A 2,527-nucleotide genomic window follows, 5' to 3' on the forward strand; every position below is an offset into this window, starting at 1 on the left:
GGTGGCCGGACTCGACGACGACGCCGTCGTCCATGAAGACGAGTGCGTCGCCGACCTCGCGGGCGAAGCCCATCTCGTGGGTGACGACGATCATGGTCATGCCGTCCTCGGCGAGACCGCGCATGACGTCCAGGACCTCACCGACGAGTTCCGGGTCGAGGGCGGAGGTCGGCTCGTCGAAGAGCATCAGTTTCGGCTCCATCGCCAGTGCGCGGGCGATGGCGACGCGCTGCTGCTGGCCGCCGGAGAGCTGGGTGGGGTAGTTGCCGGCCTTGTCGGCCAGTCCGACCCGGTCCAGCAGGCGCAGGGCCCGTTCGCGGGCGACGGCCTTGGATTCGCCCTTGACCTGGACGGGGGCTTCCATGACGTTGGCCAGGGCCGTCATGTGGGGGAAGAGGTTGAAGCGCTGGAAGACCATGCCGATGTTCCTGCGCTGTGCCGCGACCTCCTTCTCCTTCAGCTCGTAGAGCTTGTCGCCCTTCTCGCGGTAGCCCACCAGCTGTCCGTCGACCGACAGACGGCCGCCGTTGATCTTCTCCAGGTGGTTGATGCACCGCAGGAAGGTCGACTTGCCGGAGCCGGAGGGGCCGACCAGGCAGAACACCTCACGGGGTGCGACTTCCAGGTCGATGCCCTTGAGGACCTTCACATGGCCGAACGCCTTGTGGACGTCCTCGGCCTTCACCATCGGCTGCGTCGACTGGGACTTCATACCTTCACGCCTCCGACGTTGCTGTGCACACGGAACGAGGACAGCTGCTTGCGCAGACGCTGGAGGGGCGTCGGGGGCAGCGAACGGCTCGAACCGCGGGCGTAGTACCGCTCCAGGTAGTACTGGCCGATGCTGAAGACGGTCGTCAGCAGCAGGTACCAGAGCGAGATCACGATGTAGCCCTCCATGATGGCCAGCGTCCGGGAGCCGAATTCACGGCCCCGCAGGAACAGCTCGCCGTAGCCGATGGCGAAGGCCAGCGAGGAGGTCTTGAGCATGTTGATGAACTCGTTGCCGGTCGGCGGGATGATCACCCGCATGGCCTGCGGCAGGACGATGCGGCGCATCGTCCGGCCGCCCTTCATGCCCAGCGCGTGCGCCGCCTCGGTCTGGCCCGCGTCGACCGACTGGATGCCGGCCCGGCAGATCTCGGCCATGTACGCGGCCTCGTTCAGGCCGAGCGCCAGCAGCGCCGCCACGAACGGGGTCATGACCTGGTTCATCTCGTCCTTGTAGAGGAAACCGAGGTCGAGGTACTCGAAGACGAGCGAGAGGTTGAACCACAGCAGGATCTGCACCAGCACCGGAGTACCGCGGAAGAACCAGATGTAGCCCCAGGCCACGGCGGACAGAACCGGGTTGGGCGAAAGCCTCATCACCGCGAGGACCGCGCCGAGGACCACACCGATCACCATCGAGTAGACGGTGATCTTCAGGGTCTCCCAGGCGCCCCACGCGAAGGTGCCGTTGGTGATCTGGTCACCGACCACGCTCCACTGGATCTGGGCGTCCGCGAACGCCCGCACCAGCAGTGCGAGGAGCCCGAGCACCACGACGGCGCCGATCCAGCGCCCGTAGTGGCGCACCGGAACCGCCTTGATGGAGCCCGCGGGGGCCTTGCGGGGGGAAGCACCGCTACCGCCGTCCGGTGGGACGTCGGACGGCACCTTGTCGAGGGGGTCAGTCACAGGGTTGCTGCCTTACCTGGTGGAGGGGGTGGCGACCGGTGGCGGTCACTTGCCGGCGTTGACGGTGGCCTTGTCGATGGCGCCGCTCTCGGCCTTCCACTCCTTGAGCACCTGTGCGTACGAACCGTCGTCGATGATGTGCTGGACGGCCGCCTGCAGGGCGTCGCGCAGCTGCGTGTTCTTCTTGCTGACGGCGATGCCGTACGGCGCGGCGTCGATCTGCTCGCCGACCACCTCGAAGAGCTTGCCGCCACCGGCGTTCAGCTCGTTGTAGAGGGCGACCGGGAAGTCGGTGATGACCGCGTCGGCACGCTTGGTCTGCAGCTGCGTGATCGAGTCGGTGTCCTGGTCGGAGATGAACGGCTTGATCTTGTCCGAGCCGCACTTCTTCTGCGTCTGCTCGAGCAGCGTCTGGTTCGCCGTGCCCCGCTGGGCGGCCACGGTCAGACCGCACAGGTCATCCAGCGTGCTGATCTTCTCGGGGTTGCCCTTCTGGACCAGAATCGCGGAGCCGGCCCTGAAGTAGTTGACGAAGTCGGCGCCGCCCTTGGCGTCCTGCGTCGCACCCTGCTGACGCTCCTTGGTGTCCGTCATCGACGACATGACGATGTCCGTGCGGCCGTTGTTCATGCCCAGCACCAGCTGGTCGAACGTGGCGTTCTCGAACCGGAACTCGACACCGAGCGCCTCACCGAGCGCCTTGGCGATATCGATGTCCACACCGGCCGGCTTGTTGCTCTCGTCCATGAACTCCATCGGCGCATAGGCGATGTCCGAACCCACCTTGATGACGCCCTCGTCCCGGATCTCCTTCGGCAGCTTGTCGGCAAGCGGCGCCGCGGACGCG

3 protein-coding genes are annotated in these 2,527 nt (G+C 66.4%); all 3 read right to left on the reverse strand.

From position 1 onward, the window contains the following. Positions 1–712, reverse strand: a 712-nt coding sequence (locus IE198_RS34730; RefSeq protein WP_189894062.1) for an amino acid ABC transporter ATP-binding protein, incomplete at its 3' end; no start/stop codon positions are given. Further along, positions 709–1,680, reverse strand: a complete 972-nt coding sequence (locus IE198_RS34735; RefSeq protein WP_189894064.1) for an amino acid ABC transporter permease — start codon at positions 1,678–1,680, stop codon at positions 709–711. The genes IE198_RS34730 and IE198_RS34735, both read right to left, overlap by 4 nt. Before the next feature lie 45 nt (positions 1,681–1,725). After that, positions 1,726–2,527, reverse strand: an 802-nt coding sequence (locus tag IE198_RS34740; RefSeq protein ID WP_189894066.1) for an ABC transporter substrate-binding protein, incomplete at its 5' end; no start/stop codon positions are given.

This window comes from Streptomyces xantholiticus (assembly GCF_014651015.1).
Lineage (GTDB): Bacteria > Actinomycetota > Actinomycetes > Streptomycetales > Streptomycetaceae > Streptomyces > Streptomyces xantholiticus.